The organism is Pseudomonas sp. PA-6-3C, from assembly GCF_021605825.1.
GTDB classification, from domain to species: domain Bacteria; phylum Pseudomonadota; class Gammaproteobacteria; order Pseudomonadales; family Pseudomonadaceae; genus Aquipseudomonas; species Aquipseudomonas edaphica.
The window spans coordinates 69,475-89,135 of sequence record NZ_WKDV01000029.1 but is presented as its reverse complement, the minus strand read 5'-3'; the positions used below and the strand labels follow the sequence as shown (position 1 = coordinate 89,135).

General features: G+C 60.5%; 14 protein-coding genes. 3 read left to right on the top strand and 11 right to left on the bottom strand.

Annotated features, from left to right (window positions below; genetic code table 11):
• Positions 1-261: 261 nt before the first annotated feature.
• The 10 genes from GIW48_RS19490 to GIW48_RS19445 all read right to left on the bottom strand — a co-directional run bounded on the left by GIW48_RS19490 (position 262) and on the right by GIW48_RS19445 (position 13,890).
• The gene (locus GIW48_RS19490) at positions 262-1,965 is read right to left on the bottom strand and encodes an AMP-binding protein (RefSeq protein ID WP_170040983.1); all 1,704 of its coding nucleotides are present in this window, start codon (positions 1,963-1,965) and stop codon (positions 262-264) included.
• 31 nt (positions 1,966-1,996) lie between these two features.
• Positions 1,997-3,295 (bottom strand): acetyl-CoA C-acetyltransferase, encoded by a 1,299-nt coding sequence (locus tag GIW48_RS19485; RefSeq protein ID WP_236462731.1) that lies wholly within the window; start codon positions 3,293-3,295, stop codon positions 1,997-1,999.
• Positions 3,292-4,182, bottom strand: a complete 891-nt coding sequence (locus tag GIW48_RS19480; protein ID WP_176991886.1) for a MaoC/PaaZ C-terminal domain-containing protein — start codon at positions 4,180-4,182, stop codon at positions 3,292-3,294. The genes GIW48_RS19485 and GIW48_RS19480 overlap by 4 nt, the downstream gene beginning before the upstream one ends.
• Before the next feature lie 3 nt (positions 4,183-4,185).
• Positions 4,186-5,529, bottom strand: a complete 1,344-nt coding sequence (locus tag GIW48_RS19475; protein ID WP_236462728.1) for a 3-oxoacyl-ACP reductase — start codon at positions 5,527-5,529, stop codon at positions 4,186-4,188.
• A 168-nt stretch (positions 5,530-5,697) separates the two neighbouring features.
• Positions 5,698-8,223: an acyl-CoA dehydrogenase gene (locus GIW48_RS19470; RefSeq protein ID WP_236462725.1), complete on the bottom strand. Its 2,526-nt coding sequence runs from the start codon at positions 8,221-8,223 to the stop codon at positions 5,698-5,700.
• A gap of 272 nt (positions 8,224-8,495) precedes the next feature.
• Complete coding sequence (locus tag GIW48_RS19465; RefSeq protein WP_236462723.1) at positions 8,496-9,941, bottom strand: outer membrane protein transport protein; 1,446 nt, start codon at positions 9,939-9,941, stop codon at positions 8,496-8,498.
• Positions 9,942-10,064: 123 nt separating this feature from the next.
• Positions 10,065-10,577, bottom strand: coding sequence for an alkane oxidation protein activator PraB (praB, locus tag GIW48_RS19460; protein WP_017136809.1), 513 nt, complete (start codon positions 10,575-10,577; stop codon positions 10,065-10,067).
• 134 nt (positions 10,578-10,711) lie between these two features.
• On the bottom strand, positions 10,712-11,206 hold the full coding sequence (gene praA, locus GIW48_RS19455) for an alkane oxidation protein activator PraA (protein WP_138452388.1): 495 nt from the start codon (positions 11,204-11,206) through the stop codon (positions 10,712-10,714).
• A gap of 134 nt (positions 11,207-11,340) precedes the next feature.
• Complete coding sequence (locus tag GIW48_RS19450; RefSeq protein WP_099547834.1) at positions 11,341-12,621, bottom strand: alkane 1-monooxygenase; 1,281 nt, start codon at positions 12,619-12,621, stop codon at positions 11,341-11,343.
• Positions 12,622-12,891: 270 nt separating this feature from the next.
• The gene (locus tag GIW48_RS19445; protein WP_236447610.1) at positions 12,892-13,890 is read right to left on the bottom strand and encodes an alpha/beta fold hydrolase; all 999 of its coding nucleotides are present in this window, start codon (positions 13,888-13,890) and stop codon (positions 12,892-12,894) included.
• A 275-nt stretch (positions 13,891-14,165) separates the two neighbouring features.
• On the opposite strand from GIW48_RS19445, the gene GIW48_RS19440 reads away from it, so the two are divergent.
• The 3 genes from GIW48_RS19440 to GIW48_RS19430 are packed head-to-tail and all read left to right on the top strand — an operon-like array spanning position 14,166 to position 17,452.
• Positions 14,166-15,701, top strand: coding sequence for a flavin-containing monooxygenase (locus GIW48_RS19440; RefSeq protein WP_236461312.1), 1,536 nt, complete (start codon positions 14,166-14,168; stop codon positions 15,699-15,701).
• Complete coding sequence (locus GIW48_RS19435) at positions 15,698-16,588, top strand: SDR family NAD(P)-dependent oxidoreductase (RefSeq protein WP_176991893.1); 891 nt, start codon at positions 15,698-15,700, stop codon at positions 16,586-16,588. The genes GIW48_RS19440 and GIW48_RS19435 overlap by 4 nt, the downstream gene beginning before the upstream one ends.
• A gap of 15 nt (positions 16,589-16,603) precedes the next feature.
• Complete coding sequence (locus GIW48_RS19430; RefSeq protein ID WP_017136815.1) at positions 16,604-17,452, top strand: metal-dependent hydrolase; 849 nt, start codon at positions 16,604-16,606, stop codon at positions 17,450-17,452.
• Here GIW48_RS19430 and GIW48_RS19425 read toward each other — a convergent pair.
• Positions 17,449-19,521, bottom strand: coding sequence for an EAL domain-containing protein (locus tag GIW48_RS19425; RefSeq protein WP_236461314.1), 2,073 nt, complete (start codon positions 19,519-19,521; stop codon positions 17,449-17,451). The two genes, GIW48_RS19430 and GIW48_RS19425, sit on opposite strands and share 4 nt — an antisense overlap.
• Positions 19,522-19,661: the final 140 nt, after the last annotated feature.

Here is a 19,661-nt window from a genome sequence, read left to right as displayed (position 1 = left end):
TGGTCTGTTCGACGTCTATTTCTGCCATCACTTTTTGCGAACAATCGACATTAGTAAGCCTGATTATGGTCAATAATGTGTCCACCATGTCCCCGCACATGTGTCAACCATGTGTCCGGTCCGTACAGGGCGTTTGCCAAAAGTGACCCGCTGTAAGAGCGGAACCATAAGCCGCCGTTACCCGAATAACGGATATGTACACCGACAAACCGCCATCGCAGGCTACCCAGCTCCCACACTTAAAACACCCAAACCCTCAGATCAACGCAACGCCCGCCGCAGTACCTTACCCACTGTAGTCTTGGGCAACTCAACACTGCGAAACTCCACATACTTGGGCACCTTGTACCCCGTAAGATACTCCCGGCAATGGGCCAGAATCTGCTCCTGGGTCAAGCTCGGGTCCTTGCGCACCACGATGATCTTGACCTTCTCCCCCGTCACCGGATCCTCCACACCAATCGCCGCCACCTCCCCCACACCGGGATGCAACGCCACCACGTCTTCAATCTCATTGGGATACACGTTAAACCCCGAAACCAGGATCATGTCTTTCTTGCGATCCACCAGACGAATATACCCACGCTCATCCATCACCCCAATGTCCCCGGTGGACAACCAGCCCTCGGTATCCAGCACTTCAGCCGTTTCCTTGGGCCGCTTCCAGTACCCCTGCATCACCTGCGGGCCACGCACTTGCAGTTCACCTTGTTCACCAATGTCCGCCAGCTCGCCGTCCTCACGCATAAACCGCACCCAGGTCGACGGCAACGGCACACCGATGCTGCCGGTGAATTCCATCTCACGCATGCGAGCAATGTTGATCGGGCTGATGCTCACCACCGGCGAGCACTCGGTCAGCCCATAACCTTCAATAATCGGCAACCCAGTGACCTCCTTCCAGCGCTTGGCCACCGCCGTGTGCGTGGCCATGCCGCCAGCAATCACCATGCGCAGGTCAGAGAAATCCCGCGCACAGAACTCTTTGTTTTCGAGCAAGCCGTTAAACAAGGTGTTGACCCCGGCAATGCCGTTGAAACGCTCCTTGCGCAAGATCATCTGCACCCGTTTCACATCCCGTGGGTTGGCAATCAGGATGTTGCGCCCGCCCAGGCACATGAACATCAGGCAATTCACCGTCAGCGAAAAGATGTGGTACAGCGGCAACAAGGTCACGTTGGTTTCCTGCTGGTCCTGGTCCAACTGGTCACCAACCCAGGCCTTGGCCTGCAGCAAATTGGCGATGATATTGCGATGGCTGAGCATCACGCCCTTGGCGTCCCCCGTGGTGCCGCCGGTGTATTGCAAAAACGCCAGCTCATCGAGGTGCATCGCCACCGGAAAATGGTTCAGCGCCCGTCCCTGTTTCAACACGTTGTTGAAGCGCACCGCGCCGGGCAGGTGAAATTTTGGCACCTGTTTTTGCACGCGACGCAGGATGAAGTTCATCGCCGCGCCCTTGAAGGTGCCGAGCAGATCGCCAATGGCCGCCACCACCACGCGTTTGACACGGCTGCCCTGCGCGACTTTTTCAAAGGTGTGGGCGAAGTTTTCAAAAATCACCAGGGTTTCGGCTTCGCTGTCCTTGAGCAAATGCTTGAGCTCATGGGAGGTGTACAACGGGTTGACGTTGACCACCACCGCACCGGTCAGGATCGTGCCCAGCAGGCAGATCGGGTACTGCAGGCAGTTGGGCATCATCAGCGCCACCCGGTCGCCCTTTTTCACGCCTTGGCCCTGTAGCCACGCGGCAAACGCCTGGCCTTGCACCTGCCAGTCGGCATAGGTCATTTCGGTGCCGATGCTGACGTAGGCGACCCGCTCGCGGAATTTTTCCAGGTGCTCCAGGAACACCTCGCGCAGCGACGGGTAGGCCTCGATACCGGCCTCGATGTCCGCCGGCACGCCCGGCAAGTAGGCGTTCAACCAGACCCGTTCGGTGTGTTCCTGGCTTACAGCGTTCATGGCAGTCTCCTTATTGTTGTTTTTGATCAGGCTATTTTTCGACGATGGCGGTGATGCCCAGCCCGCCTGCTGCACAAATCGAAATCAGGCCGCGCCCACCACCGTTCTCATGGATGGTTTTGGCCAGCGCCGCCAGTTGCCGGCCACCGGTGGCGGCAAACGGATGGCCACAGCCCAGGGAGCCGCCATTGACGTTCATCTTGCTGCGATCGATGGCGCCCAGTGGCGCCTCCAAGCCTAGACTCTCGCGGCAATACTCGGGGTCTTCCCACGCCTTGAGCGTGCACAGCACCTGGGCGGCAAAGGCTTCGTGAATTTCAAAAAAGTCAAAGTCGGCAAACCCCAGGCCCTCACGCTTGAGCATGCGTGGCACGGCATATGCCGGGGCCATCAACAAGCCTTCGGTGCCGTCGACAAAGTTCACCGCAGCGGTTTCGCCGGTACGCAGGTAAGCAAGCACCGGCAAACCCTGTTCGGCAGCCCAGGCTTCGCTGGCCAGCAAGACCACTGAGGCGCCATCGGTCAGCGGTGTGGAGTTACCCGCCGTGAGCGTGCCGTTTTGGCGGTCGTAAGCCGCAGACAGGCCCGCGAGCTTCTCCAGGCTGGCATCGGCACGCAGGTTGTTGTCACGCGCCAGCCCGCGATAGGGGCTGATCAGGTCATCGAAAAAACCGCGTTTATAGGCCGCATCCAGGCGCTGGTGACTGGTGAGGGTCAGCTCATCCTGGGCCAGCCGTTTGATCTGCCAGCGCCTGGCCATTTCTTCGCAGTGCTCGCCCATGGACAAACCGGTACGCGGCTCGCCATTGCGCGGCAGCAGCGGTTTGAAAAACATCGACGGGCGCACCTTCAGCAGGGTCTTCAACTTGGCGCCCATGCCCTTGGCGCGATTGGCCGCCAGCAAGGTGTGGCGCAGCGATTCGTTGATGCCGACGGGCGCATCGGAGGTGGTGTCGGCGCCACCGGCGATGCCCACTTCGATCTGGCCGAGCGCGATCTTGTTGGCGACCAGCAAGGCCGCTTCCAGGCCAGTGCCGCAGGCTTGTTGTACATCGTAAGCGGGCGTTTTGGGCGACAACGTGGTGGACAGCAACGCCTCACGCGCCAGGTTGAAATCCCGCGAATGCTTGATCACCGCGCCCGCAGCAAACTCACCCAGGCGCTGGCCGTGCAGGTGATAGCGCTCCACCAGGCCTTGCAGGGCAGCCACCAGCAGGTCCTGATTGCTGTCGTGGGCATACACGGTGTTGGAACGGGCAAACGGGATACGGTTGCCGCCGATAATCGCCACACGACGGGTCGGGGCCGGGTTGAAACTGTAGTCACTCATTGATGGCTCTCGTTCCAAATGAATAGCCCACGCATATGCGGTTTATCACCGGCAACATTGCGCACTTCAAACTCACGGCGCGGCCCGGTCACCGGGCGGCTCCATTGCGCGACCTGGCCGGGCAGGAAGATCGGCAGCTTGAAGTCGCAATGCGCTTGCGCCTGATCCAGCCCGCCCGGCGGTTGTTGCGCCGCCAGTGCGCGGCCCAGGGTCCACATGCCATGGGCGATGGCGCGGCGAAAGCCGAAGATCCTGGCGCCAATCACCGAGGTGTGAATCGGGTTGAAATCCCCCGAGACCTTGGCAAACCGGCGCCCCAGGTCGGCCGGCAGCATCCAGCGCTGGGTGCGCAACAGGCCGTCTTCCTGCAAGGGCAGCGCGTCGTCCCAGGGTTCGCCGAGCGGGTCTTTGACGTCGCGGCGCAGGTACAGGCTGTCGCTTTCCCACACCAACGTATCCGCCGCAAAGGCGCGGGTGGCGATGCTCAGCGCCTGGCCCTTGGGGTGCGCCACCCAGCGCTCGCAGTACACTTCCAGGCGCAGCGCCTGGCCTTCGCGCAAACGCTGGTGCTGTCGAATGCGATTGGCCAGGTGCACCATGCCACTGGCCGGGTACGGAAAGCTCGGCCGGGTCAGCAGCATCAAATGCAGTGGGAACGCCAGCACATGCGGATAGGACAGCGGCACGCCCTGCTCACGGCGAAAACCGCAGGCGCGGCCATAGGCGGCGATGCCAGTTGCGCTCAGCTCCACCGCCGAGCGCACCAGGCGCGCGGTGGGCAGCGGCGGCGGCCCGTCAAGCTTGGGTTTGCGCAGTGCGCGCACGCCGTCCAGCAACAGCTGGGTGCGCGACGGTGGCGGGTCGATGATCTGCGTCACATAGTCCATGGTTCAGGCTCCCAGCAGGCTTTGGCCGCACACCCGTACCACCTGGCCATTGACCCCGCCGGACGCCGGGTGCGCCAGCCAGGCGATGGTCTCGGCCACATCGATCGGCTGCCCGCCCTGGGACAGTGAGTTCATGCGCCGCCCGGCCTCACGGATCATCAGCGGGATTTTCGCGGTCATCTGGGTTTCGATAAACCCCGGCGCCACCGCATTCACCGTGACTTGCAGAGCGGCCGCCTGGGGTGCCAGGCCCTCCACCAGGCCAATCACGCCCGCCTTGGAGGTGGCGTAGTTGCTTTGCCCGAGGTTGCCAGCGATACCGGAAATCGACGACACGCACACAATCCGCCCGCCAGGGTTCAAGCCTCGCCCCTCCAACAGTGCGCTGCTGAGCTGCAACGGCGCTTCGAGGTTGACCGCCAGCACACTGCGCCAGGCGGCTTCGGTCATCTTGGCGATGGTTTTGTCGCGGGTGATCCCGGCGTTGTGCACCACCACGTCGAATGCGCCGTATTGGCTGACATGCGCCTGCAACAGCGCGGCCGCATCGGCTGCGGTGATGTCCAGCGGCAAGGCCGAGCCGTTCACACTGTCGGCGGCTTGAAGCAGCGCCGCCTGGGCCTGGGGCACGTCCACGCACACCACATGGGCGCCGTCGCGGGCCAGCACCTGGGCAATCGCCAGGCCGATACCACGTGAGGCGCCGGTGACCAGGGCACGGCGACCGGTGAAGGGCTTGTCCCAGTTCACCGTACCCTGGGCGTCCACGGGTTTTTCCAGGCGCACCACCTGGCCCGACACATAGGCCGAGCGGCGCGATAAAAAGAACCGCAGGCTGCTGTCCAGTGCGTCTTCGGCGCCCGGCGCCACGTAGATCAATTGCACCGTAATTGCACGGCGCAATTCCTTGGCCAGCGAGCGCACCAGCCCTTCAAGGGCACGCTGGGCGATGGCCTGGGGCAAGTCCTGGCAATGCTCCGGCGCCGTGCCGAGCACTACCACGCGGCCGTGCTGGCCGAGGCGCTTGGCATTGGCGTGGAAGAACAGGTAGAGCTCGTCGAGTTGTTGCAGGTCGAGCACGGCCGTGGCGTCGAACACCGCGCCCTGCACCTTGACCGTGGACGGTGCCTTGAGGGTTGCCGGCATGGCGGCGACGGTATCGGTGTCTTTGAAGAGCTGTTGCACCTGCGCACCGAGGCGCCCTGCCCCGGCGACGATCACCGGGTTGGCAAGGCCTTGCTGGTCGCTGCGGTGGCGTTGCAAGGGCAAGGGTTGCGGCAGGCCGATTGCCTGGGCCAGCCGCCGGCCCCAAGGGGAATTGACGAAGGATAGGTAGCTGTCACTCATAAAACATTCTTTCCCTGTAAACCCGATCCAGTGTGGGAGCTGGCTTGCTGTGGCGAGGGAGCTTGCTCCCGTTCGACAGCGTAGCTGGAGCCCGCTTTTGGGGGCGCTTCGCACCCCAGCGCAAGCAAGCTTGCTCGCCACAGCAAGCCAGCTCCCACACTGACCGTGTTAACTAACTGAGGCGTTTTCGCTTTGGCTGCTGCGGCGTTTGGTCGTCGGCTCCAAGGCTTGCTTGCGCTGCTGCAAAGCCTCCAGCAAGCCAAAATCCTGCGGGAAGTCGTCAACCTGAATACCGTGGTCGGCATATTCCACGTAACGCCCGAGCAAGCTGTCTTCCTCATCACTGATCAAGTCCAGCGCCCGCGCCTTGACCCGCCAGGCGGTAAAGGCGGTGGCGGAAATCGGCATCGGTTCGATCAGGCCTTGCTTGATCGCGGGCTTGAGCCGCGCCTCGATCAGCTCCACCTGCGGCAACAGCCGGAAGCCCAATTCGCCATAGGCGAGCTTGTCGATTTCCGGGCGCGGAATGTAGGAATTGGCCAGCAAGCGGTCGCGGGTTTCGCCGGGGGTTTGCACCACATCGGCCACCTGGGCCAGCAGGCGGTCCGAGGGTTTGTGCTGGGGAATACCGAACGGGAAACTCAAGGCACGCACCACAGCTGCCGCCGGTTTCGACGGGTAGTTGTCGAGTACTTCGGCAAGGGCTTCATGGGCGCGCAGCAACGCGTCCTGGGCCGACCAGTGCACCAGCGGCAAGTCGGCCTGGGGCCGCCCGTCGTCCTCAAAACGCTTGAGCACGCAGGACAAGATGTACAGCTGCGACAGAATATCGCCCAGGCGCCCGGTGATACTTTCCTTGCGCTTGAGCGCACCGCCGAGCACACCCATGGACACATCCGAGATCAATGCCAGCACCACCGACAGCCGATTGGCCTGGCGGTAGTAGGACGCCAGCGCCGGGTCGGTCTTGGCCGGTGCGGCAAGCAGCCGCCCGCCTGTCAGCGAATGCACCGCAGCGCGCACGGTATTGGCCAACACGAAACTCAGGTGGCCGAACATCGCGCTGTCGAAGGCTTCCAGGGCTTTGCGTCGATCCGGGTTGTGCGCCGCTTCCATCTCGCGGAACACATACGGATGGCAACGAATCAGCCCCTGGCCAAAGATGATCAGGCAGCGGGTCATGATGTTCGCGCCTTCCACGGTGATCGCAATCGGGCTTTGCTGGTAAGCGCGAGCCAGGAAATTGTTTGGCCCCATGCAGATGCCTTTGCCGGCCACGATGTCCATGCCGTCGTTGACGATCATCCGCGCGCGCTCGGTGACGTGGTACTTGGCAATCGCCGAGATCACCGAGGGCTTTTCACCGGCATCCAAAGACGCCACCGAGACCTTGCGCACTGCATCGCAGGCATACAAATGCCCGGCCATGCGCGCCAAGGGCGCCTGTACGCCTTCGAACTTGCCGATGGGCAGGCCGAACTGCTTGCGCATCGCCGCATAAGCCGTGGTGCCACGTACCGCGACCTTGCCCAGGCCGACGTTGGCCGACGGCAGCGAAATGGCGCGCCCGGCTGCCAGGCATTCCATCAGCATGCGCCAGCCATTGCCGACCTGTTCGCGGCCGCCGATCACCCATTCCAGCGGAATGAACACATCCTTGCCGGTGGTCGGCCCGTTCTGGAACACCGCGTTCAGCGGCCAATGCCGACGACCGCTGTTCACGCCCGGGTGGGAGGTGGGGATCAACGCACAGGTAATGCCCAGCGAACCAGCCTTGCCGAGCAAGCCATCCGGGTCTTCGGCACGAAACGCCAGGCCCAGCACCGTGGCAATCGGGCCGAGGGTGATGTAGCGCTTGTCCCAGGTCACTTTGAAACCCAGCACTTCCTCGCCCTCATGCACGCCTTTGCAGACGATGCCCAGGTCTGGAATCGCCCCGGCATCGGAACCGGCATACGGGCTGGTGAGGGCAAAGCACGGGATGTCTTCGCCGCGTGCCAGGCGCGGCAAATAGTAATTGCGCTGCGCATCGGTGCCGTAATGCAGCAGCAATTCAGCCGGGCCAAGGGAGTTGGGCACCATCACCGAAATCGCCGCGGCCGAGCAACGCGTCGACAGCTTCATCACCACCTGCGAATGCGCATAGTGGGAGAAGCCTTTGCCGCCGTACTGCTTGGGAATGATCATGCCCAGGAACCCGGCGTCCTTGGTGTACTGCCAGCCTTCGGGGGACATGTCCTGCCAGACCTGGGTGGTTTCCCAGTCGTTGGCGATGTCGCAGAGGGTTTCCACTTCGTTATCGAGAAACGCCTGCTCTTCGGCGCTCAGGCTGGCAGGCGCGGCTTGCAGCAAGCGCTGCCAGTTGGGCTTGCCGCTGAACAGCTCGGCGTCCCACCACACGGTGCCGGACTCGATGGCCGCGCGCTCGGTGTCAGACATCGCCGGCATGATCGTGCGAAACAGGCCCAGGGCCTTGCTGGTCAGCAGCGTGCGGCGCAGCGGCTTGATCGTCATCAGCACGGCGGGCAGTACCACCAGAATGGCCGCGACGCTGGCGCCAAAGCCTGCGACCCCATTGAACAGATAACCAAGCGCCAGCCAGACCAGGCCGACGCCCAGCCACAGGGCAGCAGCGGCTTGTCGATAGGCCAGGGCAATCGCGGCGGCGACACCCAACAATAACCAGATAACCATGGGGATACCTCTACTCAATTCAGGGTATGGCATGCGCGTCGCTCGTTCGGGATGAACGAGGGCGTAAAACCACACTACAAACTTGAAAGGACATATTCAAATTTTGTTTTGAAATTTTTATTTAATGCTTTGACGAAAAAAATAGGCTGATCGAGTCAGCCAGTTTCTGCATTGGGAAAACATTAAAACCAGGACATTTGCAGCACGGGTGTGAAGCGCCAGAAAGATGCGCTGACTGACCACTTCACACCTGAGCACGCACAGATTGTGGGTTAGAACTTATAAGTGGCCGACAGGCTTACCACCTCCCCTTTGCTGTCCACCTTTCCATCCAGGCGCGCAGCCCCAAGGCGATCTTCGTTGACGGTCTTGAGCTTGACCTCCTGTACAAACTGCCGCGAGTAGGCGCCGTCAACACTCAAGCCTGGAACCGCTTTGATGTTGTAGCCAAAACCCAACGAGGCGAAATAACGATCACCGTCAGGAATGCGCGGGTCACGCGTGGAGTCACGGGTAGGCGTCTGATCATAGGCAACACCGGCACGCAGGATGAAATCGTCAGTGAGCTTATAGTCGCCGCCCAGCGAGTACATCATCACGTCTTTGTACTTGTAAGGAATCGACACAATGGTATTGCCGTCAGACTTCAACGTCAGGGCCTTGAAGGACGACCACTGGGTCCACAAGGCACTGGCGCCCAGGGTGAAGCGGTCATTGAACACGTGTACCCAGTCGATGGCAGCAGTCGCCGGGATGTCCAGTTGCGTGCTGGCGTTGGCACCGTCCGGGAACAGTTTCAAGCCTGGGTAAGCGCGCTCAACCAGCGTCAAGCCGTCGCCGCCTACGTCAGTCATCAGTAACCGACTTCCTGGGTCGGCATTGAATTTGTACTTGCCCTCCAGCTTGTTCTTGATTTTGGCGTGGTAGTTGAAGCCAACGGTATCCTGGTCGGTGGGTTTCCACGCCATGCCGCCAAACCAGCCCACAGACGTATTATCGACCTTGACCCGAATCAGCGATTGGCCCACTCCGGATGGAAAGGGAATACCAAAGCCGCCCAGCCCCGGTGAAACTGCCGCTGCTGCGTACAAGTCGACGTTCTGGCTGACAAACCCACTCGTATGCTGAACGATGGCGCCGCCACCGATAGAGAACTGGTCGTTAACTTTGAAGGACAGCGAACCGGTCAGTCCCACGGTTTCGATTTTGGTGTCTACGGCAAAATCGCGGCCTTTCCAATCCGGGTCCCAGGTCGACTTCATCCCCTGGGGCACCACCTGGCTTAGACCAACACTGAAACGATCGTTAATGGGTATCACCAGGAACCCGGTCGGCAGCCAAGCGGTGAACCCGCCTTCGCCACCATCACCCGTACGCGGCGTAGAGGTAACGCCACCAAACTCGTCCAATACCCCTACAGAAGCTGGGTCGCCTTTGTAATCAGTGGCATTGCCTTTGAACTTAATATTGACGCGCGCATAAATGACGTTTTGCTGCGCGATAGTTTGATCGATAAACGCCATGGCAGCCGGGTTGTTGTACGCCGAGGACGGGTCGTCCTTGAACAACGAACCACCACCGAACGCACGACCCCAACCTTGGGCACCAAATGTAGGAGTCGAGAAGCCACCGGCCTGCACCGAACCGCCCGCGACCATGAGACCGCCCAACAATGCCAGGCCGATAAACGTCTGGGCCGGTTGTTTCTTATTATTCATGCTCCACTCCTTATTATTTTTATCCACCACGGCCGGGCCTACCGTCCCTGGTTTTCCTCAACAGGTGCCCCGAGAGGGGCACCTGCATTTCAACGTGTGATCATCACGTCCAACGCGTTGCTATCAAGGATTTACAGTGAGTGCTGGGCTTGGAGCGGCGTTCAGAGCAGTGATTTTGCAGCTGCCGACCGTTTGAGCAGATGGAACGGTGATGGCGTGGGTGTTGTTGTTGTAGAGCACGTTGATAGTGACTGGGCCACTGGCGCAGTTGCTGACAATCTTGAAGTTGACGCCGGACACGGTACCCGCATACACACCTGCACCGGTGCTCGTGGAGGTTGGCGTCAAGGTCCAAGGCAGACCCAACAGCACCGGCACGCCACAGAGTGGGTTGGCACCACTGACAGTCGCGCCCGTAATAGCAGCGGCGGAACCGTCGGCGGCCACACTACCGGTGAACACGATATTGCAGGAAACAGGCGCACCGAACGACGCTGGCGACGACACCGCAATGGTCCCGGCAGGCGTGGAAAAGCCCGTGCCTGCAGGAGAAATAGTGGCTGCACTCGCCATGGAAGCAGCACCCATGCAAACAGCCAGAGCAGTCAACGACACGAGAGTTTTCAAGCTTTTCATTGTTTTTCCTCACATGTTATGGCGAGTCAGTTCGCCAGGGGTAATGGCCATGATCGAGAGGTCACGGTGAAACTGCAGAACTTCCCTTTCCAGCCAAATTTCATTACCTATACCGCTACAGTTTTAGAATTCGTTTATTCGACCACTTTGAAAGTTGGCGGCATCTTGATCGACACCGTCTTGATCTTGCAGTCTTCGCCAATCGGCACATTGGCGGCTTCCAACTTGCCGGTGGCGTTATCCCAAGTACCGTCGGCGGTCGACGGGCCGCACTTGCCGCCTAAACCGAAGGCATGCACATCCACGCTGATGTTCGACATCGAGCCGCTTTTAGTGTCTTTGGCAATCAATACCCACGGCAAGTTGATGGCCTCGACGCGGCTGCATTTCAGGCCGCCGTCGAATTCAACTTTATCGACATTCACCGACGCCCCATTGGCCGCGACCTTGCCGGCCACTTTGATGGTGCAGTCGGCGCTGATCAACGCACCCTTGGAAAAGCTGATCGGGCCTTGGGCCGTAAAGGCGCTGCCGGCCGGCTCGATCCGCGCAGCCTGGGCTTGTTGGTAAACCATCAGGCCCAGTGCGGCCAGAATGACATGGGCGGTAAAGGTGGCAGGGCTTTGCATGGTGTACGTCCTTCCCTTGAAATTATTGTTGTAGGGTCAAACCACTGACTTGCACTAAAACCGATGAATCCTGGGCGATGAAGGCCTGCGCGGTACACAGACCCCGAGTTCAACCACACAGGCGTTAGTTCAGATTAAAACGGCGTCGCGCTGTTGCTGTACTTCTCCAGATACTTCAACCGCTGTGAGGGTTGAAGATTGGTCAGGGTGATATCCCCGGCATAGTGGTTCAAGACACGGTGGTCCATGCGACGTCGCCACAAGTACGGCACATAGGCCCAGACAATCATGCTGGCGTAACCGTAAGGCAGTTGCGGTGATTCATCAAAGTGGCGCAACGACTGGTAACTGCGGGTCGGGTTGGCATGGTGATCGGAGTGGCGCTGAAGTTGGAACAGAAAGATATTGGTGACAATCCGATTACTGTTCCACGAATGCCGAGGCGAACAACGCTCATAACGACCGTTGGGCAACTTCTGGCGTTTAAGCCCGTAGTGCTCGACATAATTGACCACTTCCAGCAACGAGAACCCGTAGATGCCCTGGATGATCAGGAACGGAATTACCGCCGCGCCCAACCAGGCAATCATCGCGCCCCACAACACCAGGCTGTACATCCAGGCGCTGAGCACCGCGTTCTTCCAGTGCAAGGCCGGCAGGCCGAGTTTGCGCAGGCGTTCGCGCTCCAGGTTCCAGGCTGACACGGCGCTGAACCACACCGAGCGCGGCAGGAACGCCCAGAAACTCTCACCGAGGCGCGAGCTGGCCGGGTCTTCCGGGGTGGCGACGCGTACATGGTGGCCACGGTTGTGTTCGGTGTAGAAGTGCCCGTAGAAGGTCGGCGCCAGGGTCACTTTAGCCAGGAACACTTCCAGCGGCTTGGGCTTGTGCCCCAGTTCGTGAGCGGTGTTGATGGCAATGCCGGTGGCAGCACCGGTGGACATCGCCATGCCCAGGTAAGTGAACCAGCTGACCGCACCGTGCAACTCAGTACGCGCGGTAATGAAGGCGGCGGTTTTGGCCAGCCAGCTCGACGGGTCCAGGTGGGCGGTGGCGTTCAGCAGACCGCCGCTGATGATCCAGTCGATGCCGCCGGCGGCGAGCCAGCCGGTGATCACCACCGACGAGATGACGAACAGCACACCGGTGTAGACGATCCAGCGGTAGTAGCTTTGGGATTCGAGGTGGTTGACGGCGGATTCGGGTGGGTTGCTGACGTCTTCACCGAGCAGGCCGTCGATCAGCGGGATAAGGCCGAAGATCACCAGCACACCGACCCACCACAGTTGCTGTACGCCGGTGGTAATTGCCAGGGCGCCGGACAGCAAGGGGGTTGCCAGTGGCATGATGCCGAGCCACCAGAGGTGACGCTTGCCGTCTGTCCAGACGGTTGGGCTTGCCATAGTCTGATTCATGGCAGCCTCCGAACCAGGCAGGTTGGGTATGCGATAAAAGGCGTTTTTTTCATTATTTTATTCGCTCTTAGGCATTTCAAAAACTGTTTCAAATTACACATTGAAATAATTTTTTAAAATTAATAGCGCGGAATCGTTAGGTCGTCAACTAGTTTCTCGAAGGCTTTTTAACGTGACCGGGCAGTCTCTTTTTCAGCCGTTTGGTCAGGTGTCTAAAGCAGGCATCGACGCCGTTGAACCGCGAGTCGGATTGCACAATCATTTACCCAACTACTTACCCACCAAGGCCAATGGCCGTTGCGCAAGCGGGTCGTTTTGCGGCGGTTTGACGCGCTTGGCAATCTGCTCCACCACCGCCACCACACGCTCTGTGGCGGTGATCGGCAGCATATGGCCCCTGCCCTCCACCACTTGCAGCTTCAGCCCCGGCACCTTGCTGGCCAGGGCCTGGCCGTGCTTCTGGAAGTCCAGCACCTTGTCGCGCGCGCCATAGATCAGGCCGATGGGCAAGGTCAGTTGCGGGTAGCGCTTGACCATGTCCGGCAGGTGATCGTTGACTGTGTTGATCTCGGTGGAGGCGGCGTAGAAGTTGTCCGGGCGCATCCCCAGCAGCCCGCCGCCACGGGTGGCGAAGTCCGGTGGCGCGGTATCGGGGGCGAACACGCCCTTGACCACCGAACCTTTGGTCAAAAGCCCCACGGGCAGGGTCAGGGTGTGCGACACCCAACGACGCAACCAGGCCGGGCGTACGGCCAGTGACAGGAACACCAGCGGCAACAGGCGCTGCGGGTGGGTCAGCGGCGCAACCAGGACCAGGCCGGATACCGCATGCGGATGATCAAGCGCCAAGGCCAGGGCAATCGCACCGCCAAGGGAGTGCCCCAGCACCAGCGGTTTATCCAGGTCGAGGGTCTTGATAAACGCAGCAATCTGCCGGGCCTGGGCCGGCAGATCTGCCGCCGTGTGTGCGCCACGGCTGGAATAGCCGGAGCCCGGACGGTCCAGCGTAATCACCCGAAAGCGTTCACGTAATTGCCCGGACAACGCATAGGTGAGGTTGCGACTGCTGCCCATCAGCCCGTGAATCATCACCAGCGGTGGGCCTTTACCTTCTTCGACATAGTGAAAGCGCTCGCCATCGACCTCGACGAAACGCCCGTTGATCGGAACGGTGGTTTCTATACGCCGTGTCATCCAGGCACTCAAGCCCCACAGCAGCGCACTGGCGCCCACCAACACACCCGCAGCAACAACCCATTCAACCGCCATAGCTCGGTCCTCTGCTTCCCTGCTGCTGCTCCCTGACCGGTATTGGTCAAGGCCTCAGCCACCGTCCACACCCTGGACCCGGACTTGCTGCATAGCGTGCGCGTCTGTCGGACAAGGCGCACATTGCGAACAAGGTCCTAGCGTAGGCGATATTTTCAGGTAGATTATTTAAAATCTTTTTTAAAATAATTAATTCATTTTTTCTTTGCAATGGTGTTCTATCTAAAAGACAAAACAAAAACAGGAGCACATCTGATGCCCATGAGGGACAGCCTATGAATGCCCACACTGATTCCATCGACATCGCCATCATCGGTTCAGGTTTTGCCGGCCTGTGCATGGCGATCAAACTCAAGGAAGCCGGGTTTACCGACTTCTTTATCGCCGAGCAGGCCGACACCCTCGGTGGCACCTGGCGTGACAACCACTACCCTGGCTGCGCCTGCGACGTGCAGTCCCATGTGTATTCGTATTCGTTTGCGCCCAACCCCAACTGGACGCGGCAATTTGCGCCACAGGCGGAGATCCGCGCTTACCTTGAGCACTGCGCGCAGCGGTTCGGGCTGGCGCCCTATTTGCGCTTCGGCATGGGCCTGCAACGTGCGGTGTTTGATGAGCAGCAGCAACGCTGGCAACTGAGTTTCAGCGATGGCCGCAAGATTAGCGCGCGGGTGTTGGTGTCGGGCATGGGCGGCCTGTCACGCCCGGCGTTGCCGGATATTCCAGGGCTGGACAGCTTCAAGGGCAAACGCTTTCACTCCCAGCACTGGGATCATGACTATTCGTTGAAAGGCAAGCGCGTGGCGGTGATCGGCACCGGCGCCAGTGCGATCCAGTTCGTGCCGCAGATTGCCCCGCAGGTGGCGCACCTGGACCTGTTCCAGCGCACGCCACCGTGGATCATGCCCAAGCCGGATCGCGAGATTTCAAGGCTCGAACGCTGGGCCTTCAAACACCTGCCGTTTACCCAACGCCTGGTGCGCGGCGCCTTTTACTGGGCGCTGGAAGGCCGCGTGGTGGGCTTTGCCCTGCACCCGCGGCTGATGAAGATGGTGCAGAAGATCGCCCTGCGCCACTTGCGCAAACAGGTGGCGCGCCCTTCCCTGCGCAAAACCCTGACGCCGGACTACACCATCGGCTGCAAGCGCGTGTTGATCTCCAATGACTACTACCCGGCGCTGTCACGCAGCAATGTCGAGGTGGTCACCGACACGGTGCTGCGCATCGAAGCCGATGGCGTGATCACCAGCGACGGCATCAAGCACCCGGCCGACTGCCTGATTTTCGGCACCGGTTTCCAGGCCACCGATCCACTCCCCCGCGACTGCATCATCGGCCGCGACGGTATCGACCTGATGGACGCCTGGCGCGACGGCGCCCACGCCTATAAAGGTACGACGGTGCCGGGTTATCCCAACCTGTTCCTGATTGTCGGGCCTAACACGGGCCTGGGGCATAACTCGATGATTCTGATGATCGAGGCCCAGGTCGCCTACATCCTCGATGCGCTCAAGCACATGCAGCACCAGCGCATTGCCACGGTCGAGGTCAAACCCGCCGTCGAGCAGGCTTACAACCAACAGTTGCAGGACAAGCTCAATCACACCATCTGGAACACCGGTGGTTGCCAAAGTTGGTACCTGGACCCGCGCACCGGCAAAAACACCACGCTGTGGCCCGGATCGACCTGGCGTTTCAAGCAAGTCACCCGGCACTTTGCCCTCAAGGACTACCTCGCCAACCCGTTGCCGGCCTCCGCGCCGCGCGCGGCTGTGGCCCCGCAACCCACTGCAGAAGGCAGCCTGTCATGAAGTCATTCAATGGCCGCGTGGCGGCAATCACCGGCGCAGCCTCCGGCATGGGCCGTGCCCTGGCCCTCGCGTTGGCGCGCGAAGGTTGCCACCTGGCGCTTTCGGACAAGAACAGCCAAGGCTTGGAACACACCCTCGCGCTGATCAAGTCTTCAACCTTGTCGCCGATCATGATCACCACCCACGTCGTCGATGTGGCCGACCGCCAGGCCGTGCAAGACTGGGCCGCACGCTGCGCGGCCGAGCATGGCCAGGTCAACCTGATCTTCAACAATGCCGGCGTGGCGCTGTCGAGCACCGTCGAGGGTGTGGACTATGCCGACCTTGAGTGGATCGTCGGCATCAACTTCTGGGGCGTGGTGCATGGCACCAAGGCGTTTCTGCCGCACCTCAAAGCCAGCGGCGAAGGGCATGTGGTCAATACTTCCAGCGTGTTCGGCCTGTTTGCCCAGCCGGGCATGAGCGGCTACAACGCGACCAAGTTTGCCGTGCGCGGCTTTACCGAATCCCTGCGCCAGGAGCTCGACCTGCAAGGCTGCGGTGTGTCCGCCACCTGCGTGCACCCCGGCGGCATTCGCACCGATATCTGCCGCAGCAGCCGTATCGACGCGAACATGACCGGCTTTCTGATTCACAGCGAGCAACAGGCCCGCGCCGACTTCGAAAAACTCTTCATCACCGACGCCGACCAGGCCGCCAAGGTGATTTTGCACGCCGTGCGCAAGAACAAGCGCCGCGTGCTGATCGGTCGCGACGCGTACTTTCTCGACCTGCTCGCCCGGTGCCTGCCGGCGGCCTATCAGGCCCTGGTGGTGTTCGCCAGCAAGCGTATGGCGCCCAAACCGCGCACGCCGGTGTTCGAAACCAACGACGAAACCCGACTCTGAACAGGAGCACGCACCATGCTGCCGATCCGTCGCGATATCCGTTTTGCCTTGCCTGCCGAGCGCATCAAGGACTGGCACGAACAAGGCCCGTTCATCACGCACTTTTTCAACGCGTTGTCGCTGCTGTTTCCCCAGGGCGAGCTGTTTTTCATGGACAGCGTGCGCCACTACCGCCAGCGCATCGACGACCCGGCGTTGAAGAAAGAAATCCAGGGGTTTATCGGCCAGGAAGCCATGCACAGCCGCGAACACGTGGCCTACAACGATCACTTGCAAGCGGCCGGTCTGCCGGCGCACACACTGGACAAGCGCCTGAAGTTCTTCCTCGACCTGCAGAAGAAACACCTGCCACCGTCGTTCAACCTGGCGGTGACCATCGCCCTGGAACACTACACCGCGATGCTCGCGGAAATCCTGCTCAGCGACCCGTCGCGTTTTGGCGAGTCACTCAAGGGCTACCAGCAGATGTGGTACTGGCACGCCCTCGAAGAAACCGAGCACAAGGCCGTGGCGTTCGATGTGTGGAACACCGTGATCAAGCCTGGGCCGATGCGCTATCTGTTGCGCACCGGCACCATGTTGACCACCACGCTGCTGTTCTGGCTGGTCGTGTTTGATTTCCATGTGCGCCTGCTGTTGGCCGACCGCAAAGCCGGTGGGCACCTGAAGGGGTTCTGGCGCATGCTCAAGTTTCTATACGGGCCCAAGGGCGTGTTCCCACGCATGCTGCGGCCGTGGTTGCACTATTTCAAACCGGGCTTTCACCCCTGGGACCATGACAACCGTGCACGCCTGGCGGGTATCGACGATCTGGTCGAAGCGATCGAACAAACCCAGCGCGAATACGCGTCCGCCCACGCTTAAGCCTGAGCCGCCGCACGTCTGCGGACAAAGCCCGGTAGCAGGTCGCCGGGCAGCGCCTTGCTGAAATACCAGCCCTGGATAAACAGCTCGGTGCCGGTATTCAAAAAGGCCAACTGCTCGGCGGTCTCCACGCCCTCGACCACCACGCCCAGGTTCAGCGCCTCACAAAAGCGCAACATGCCGGTCAACACCTGGGCGCCTTTGGGGTCGCGCTGGGCCACCACGAAACTGCGGTCGATCTTGATAAAGTCCACCGGAAACTGATGCAGGTAACTCAAGGCCGAAAACCCGGTGCCGAAGTCATCGATATACACCTTGGCGCCGATCGCCTGGAGCCTCTGGATGGTCTGGCGGGTGGCCTGGACATCACCCACCAATGCATCTTCGGTGATTTCCACCGAGATCTGGCCACAGGCCTGGGCGAGGATCTCCACCAGGCGCTCGCCATAGCCTGCGTGAGTGAGCGTGGCGCTGGAAATATTGATGGTCATGGGCAAGGCAAAGCCGATCTTTTGCCACTTCTGATATTGGCGCACGGCCTGGGACGCCACCCACAGATCAACATCCGGCATCAACCGCGCCTGGGCCAGCCATTGCAGGAACTCCCAGGGTGAATGCACCGTGCCCTGGCTATCCCGCGCGCGCATCAGCGCCTCACAGCCGGTGCACAGGCCGGTGCGGGTCGAGACTTGCGGCTGGAATTCCAGGTAGAACTCGTAATCGCTGATCTGCTGGATACGGCTCAATTCGACTGCCTGACGGGCGGCCGCCTTGTGGGACGCCAACACCGGGTCCAATTCCAGCAGGCGGCCTTTCTCTTCGAGGCCACGGAAGGTCATGTCCAACGACTTGAGGTACACCGTGCCACCCTCATTGGACTGGCGATGAATCGCGCGCACATACGGCGCATACACCAGCGTGCCCAGCCCCAACAGCACCACTTGCAGCACCACCGCCGCCACGTCGCCGTGAGTGCTGAGGTAGGCATTGAGCAGCACTGGCGCGGTAAATGGCACGCTGGCCACCGCCGGCGCTACCCAGCCCAACTGCACCACCGTCAATGCCAGCAGGGTGTTGAACGCCGGTACCAGCAGAAACGGGATAAACAAGCGTGGGTTAAGGATGATCGGCAAGCCGAACAACAGCACTTCGCTGACATTGAACAACGACAGCGGCAGACTGGCCATTGCCAGCAAACGCATGGTTTGGCTTTTGGAAAACAACAGGATCGCCAACAGCAAACACAACGCCCCGCCCGACCCACCGATAAACGCGAAAGAACCGAGCAGGCCACTGTTGAGCAGGTACTTGACCGGTTCACCCGCCGCCAGCGCGGCGCCATTGAGCACTACGGCCTGGTCCAGTACATCAAACAGCGGCTGCATGGCGTACACACCGTGAATGCCGAAAAACCACAGCAGTGAATTCATCAAGGTCACAAACAATCCGCTGCCATACGGCGTTTGCAATGCATCCAGTACCTGCGGCCCCTGTAGCTGCGCCACATAGGGAATCTGCAACATCAACGACAACACCACCACCAGCAACAGCGCTGTAATCGCGCCGGGCACCACCATGTTGATGGTGCCGCGCAGGTTGTGGCCCACCAAGTCTTCGTTGACCAGCCGCGTCCAGCGGAAACGGTGCAGCCAGGCGATCGTCGGCACATTCAATAGCGGCGAAGCGATGGCGATAAACAATACAAACGTCGCCGATGCTCGCGGGTAGTCGCGCAATACAAAGGTGGCGATCACCACGTGGGCCAGGCACAAAAATGCCACTGGCAATTGTGGCAGCCGGTGCTGGATGGCGAGCATGTAGCCAATCGATGCCGCCACCAGCAGCGGGATCACCGAGCTGATCTGGTTATGCAACCCCGACAGAAAGGCCACCACCTGCGGATCGAAGCCCAGCACCTTGGCGCATTCAGACAAGATCAGGAAACCGGCAGACACCAGCAGGCACGGCAGGATCCACAGCAAGCCTTCACGGATGGCGCGCAATGATTCGGTACTGGCCAAAGCCGCCAGGCGTTGGGTGAGGAAAAGTTTGAACAGCGTTTGCGCCATGCCCCGTCCCTCTGCCCGTATAGCTTTCTGCCTATGCTTGGCAGTGCCCAAAAATTCCATGTAACGCTACACGGCCACCTACCGGTAGCGAAAGGCTTTTGCCGCACTACAATTAATTATTCAGAATTAATTTCAGATTG

Bases quoted from the DNA above. Each gene is read 5' to 3' on its own strand.
- GIW48_RS19425 (WP_236461314.1), bottom strand. From the start codon at position 19,521: ATGGCGCAAACGCTGTTCAAACTTTTCCTCACCCAACGCCTGGCGGCT.
- GIW48_RS19475 (WP_236462728.1), bottom strand. From the start codon at position 5,529: ATGAGTGACAGCTACCTATCCTTCGTCAATTCCCCTTGGGGCCGGCGG.
- GIW48_RS19465 (WP_236462723.1), bottom strand. From the start codon at position 9,941: ATGAATAATAAGAAACAACCGGCCCAGACGTTTATCGGCCTGGCATTG.
- GIW48_RS19440 (WP_236461312.1), top strand. From the start codon at position 14,166: ATGAATGCCCACACTGATTCCATCGACATCGCCATCATCGGTTCAGGT.
- GIW48_RS19490 (WP_170040983.1), bottom strand. From the start codon at position 1,965: ATGAACGCTGTAAGCCAGGAACACACCGAACGGGTCTGGTTGAACGCC.
- GIW48_RS19450 (WP_099547834.1), bottom strand. From the start codon at position 12,621: ATGAATCAGACTATGGCAAGCCCAACCGTCTGGACAGACGGCAAGCGT.
- GIW48_RS19480 (WP_176991886.1), bottom strand. From the start codon at position 4,182: ATGGACTATGTGACGCAGATCATCGACCCGCCACCGTCGCGCACCCAG.
- GIW48_RS19435 (WP_176991893.1), top strand. From the start codon at position 15,698: ATGAAGTCATTCAATGGCCGCGTGGCGGCAATCACCGGCGCAGCCTCC.
- praB (WP_017136809.1), bottom strand. From the start codon at position 10,577: ATGAAAAGCTTGAAAACTCTCGTGTCGTTGACTGCTCTGGCTGTTTGC.
- GIW48_RS19445 (WP_236447610.1), bottom strand. From the start codon at position 13,890: ATGGCGGTTGAATGGGTTGTTGCTGCGGGTGTGTTGGTGGGCGCCAGT.
- GIW48_RS19430 (WP_017136815.1), top strand. From the start codon at position 16,604: ATGCTGCCGATCCGTCGCGATATCCGTTTTGCCTTGCCTGCCGAGCGC.
- GIW48_RS19485 (WP_236462731.1), bottom strand. From the start codon at position 3,295: ATGAGTGACTACAGTTTCAACCCGGCCCCGACCCGTCGTGTGGCGATT.
- praA (WP_138452388.1), bottom strand. From the start codon at position 11,206: ATGCAAAGCCCTGCCACCTTTACCGCCCATGTCATTCTGGCCGCACTG.
- GIW48_RS19470 (WP_236462725.1), bottom strand. From the start codon at position 8,223: ATGGTTATCTGGTTATTGTTGGGTGTCGCCGCCGCGATTGCCCTGGCC.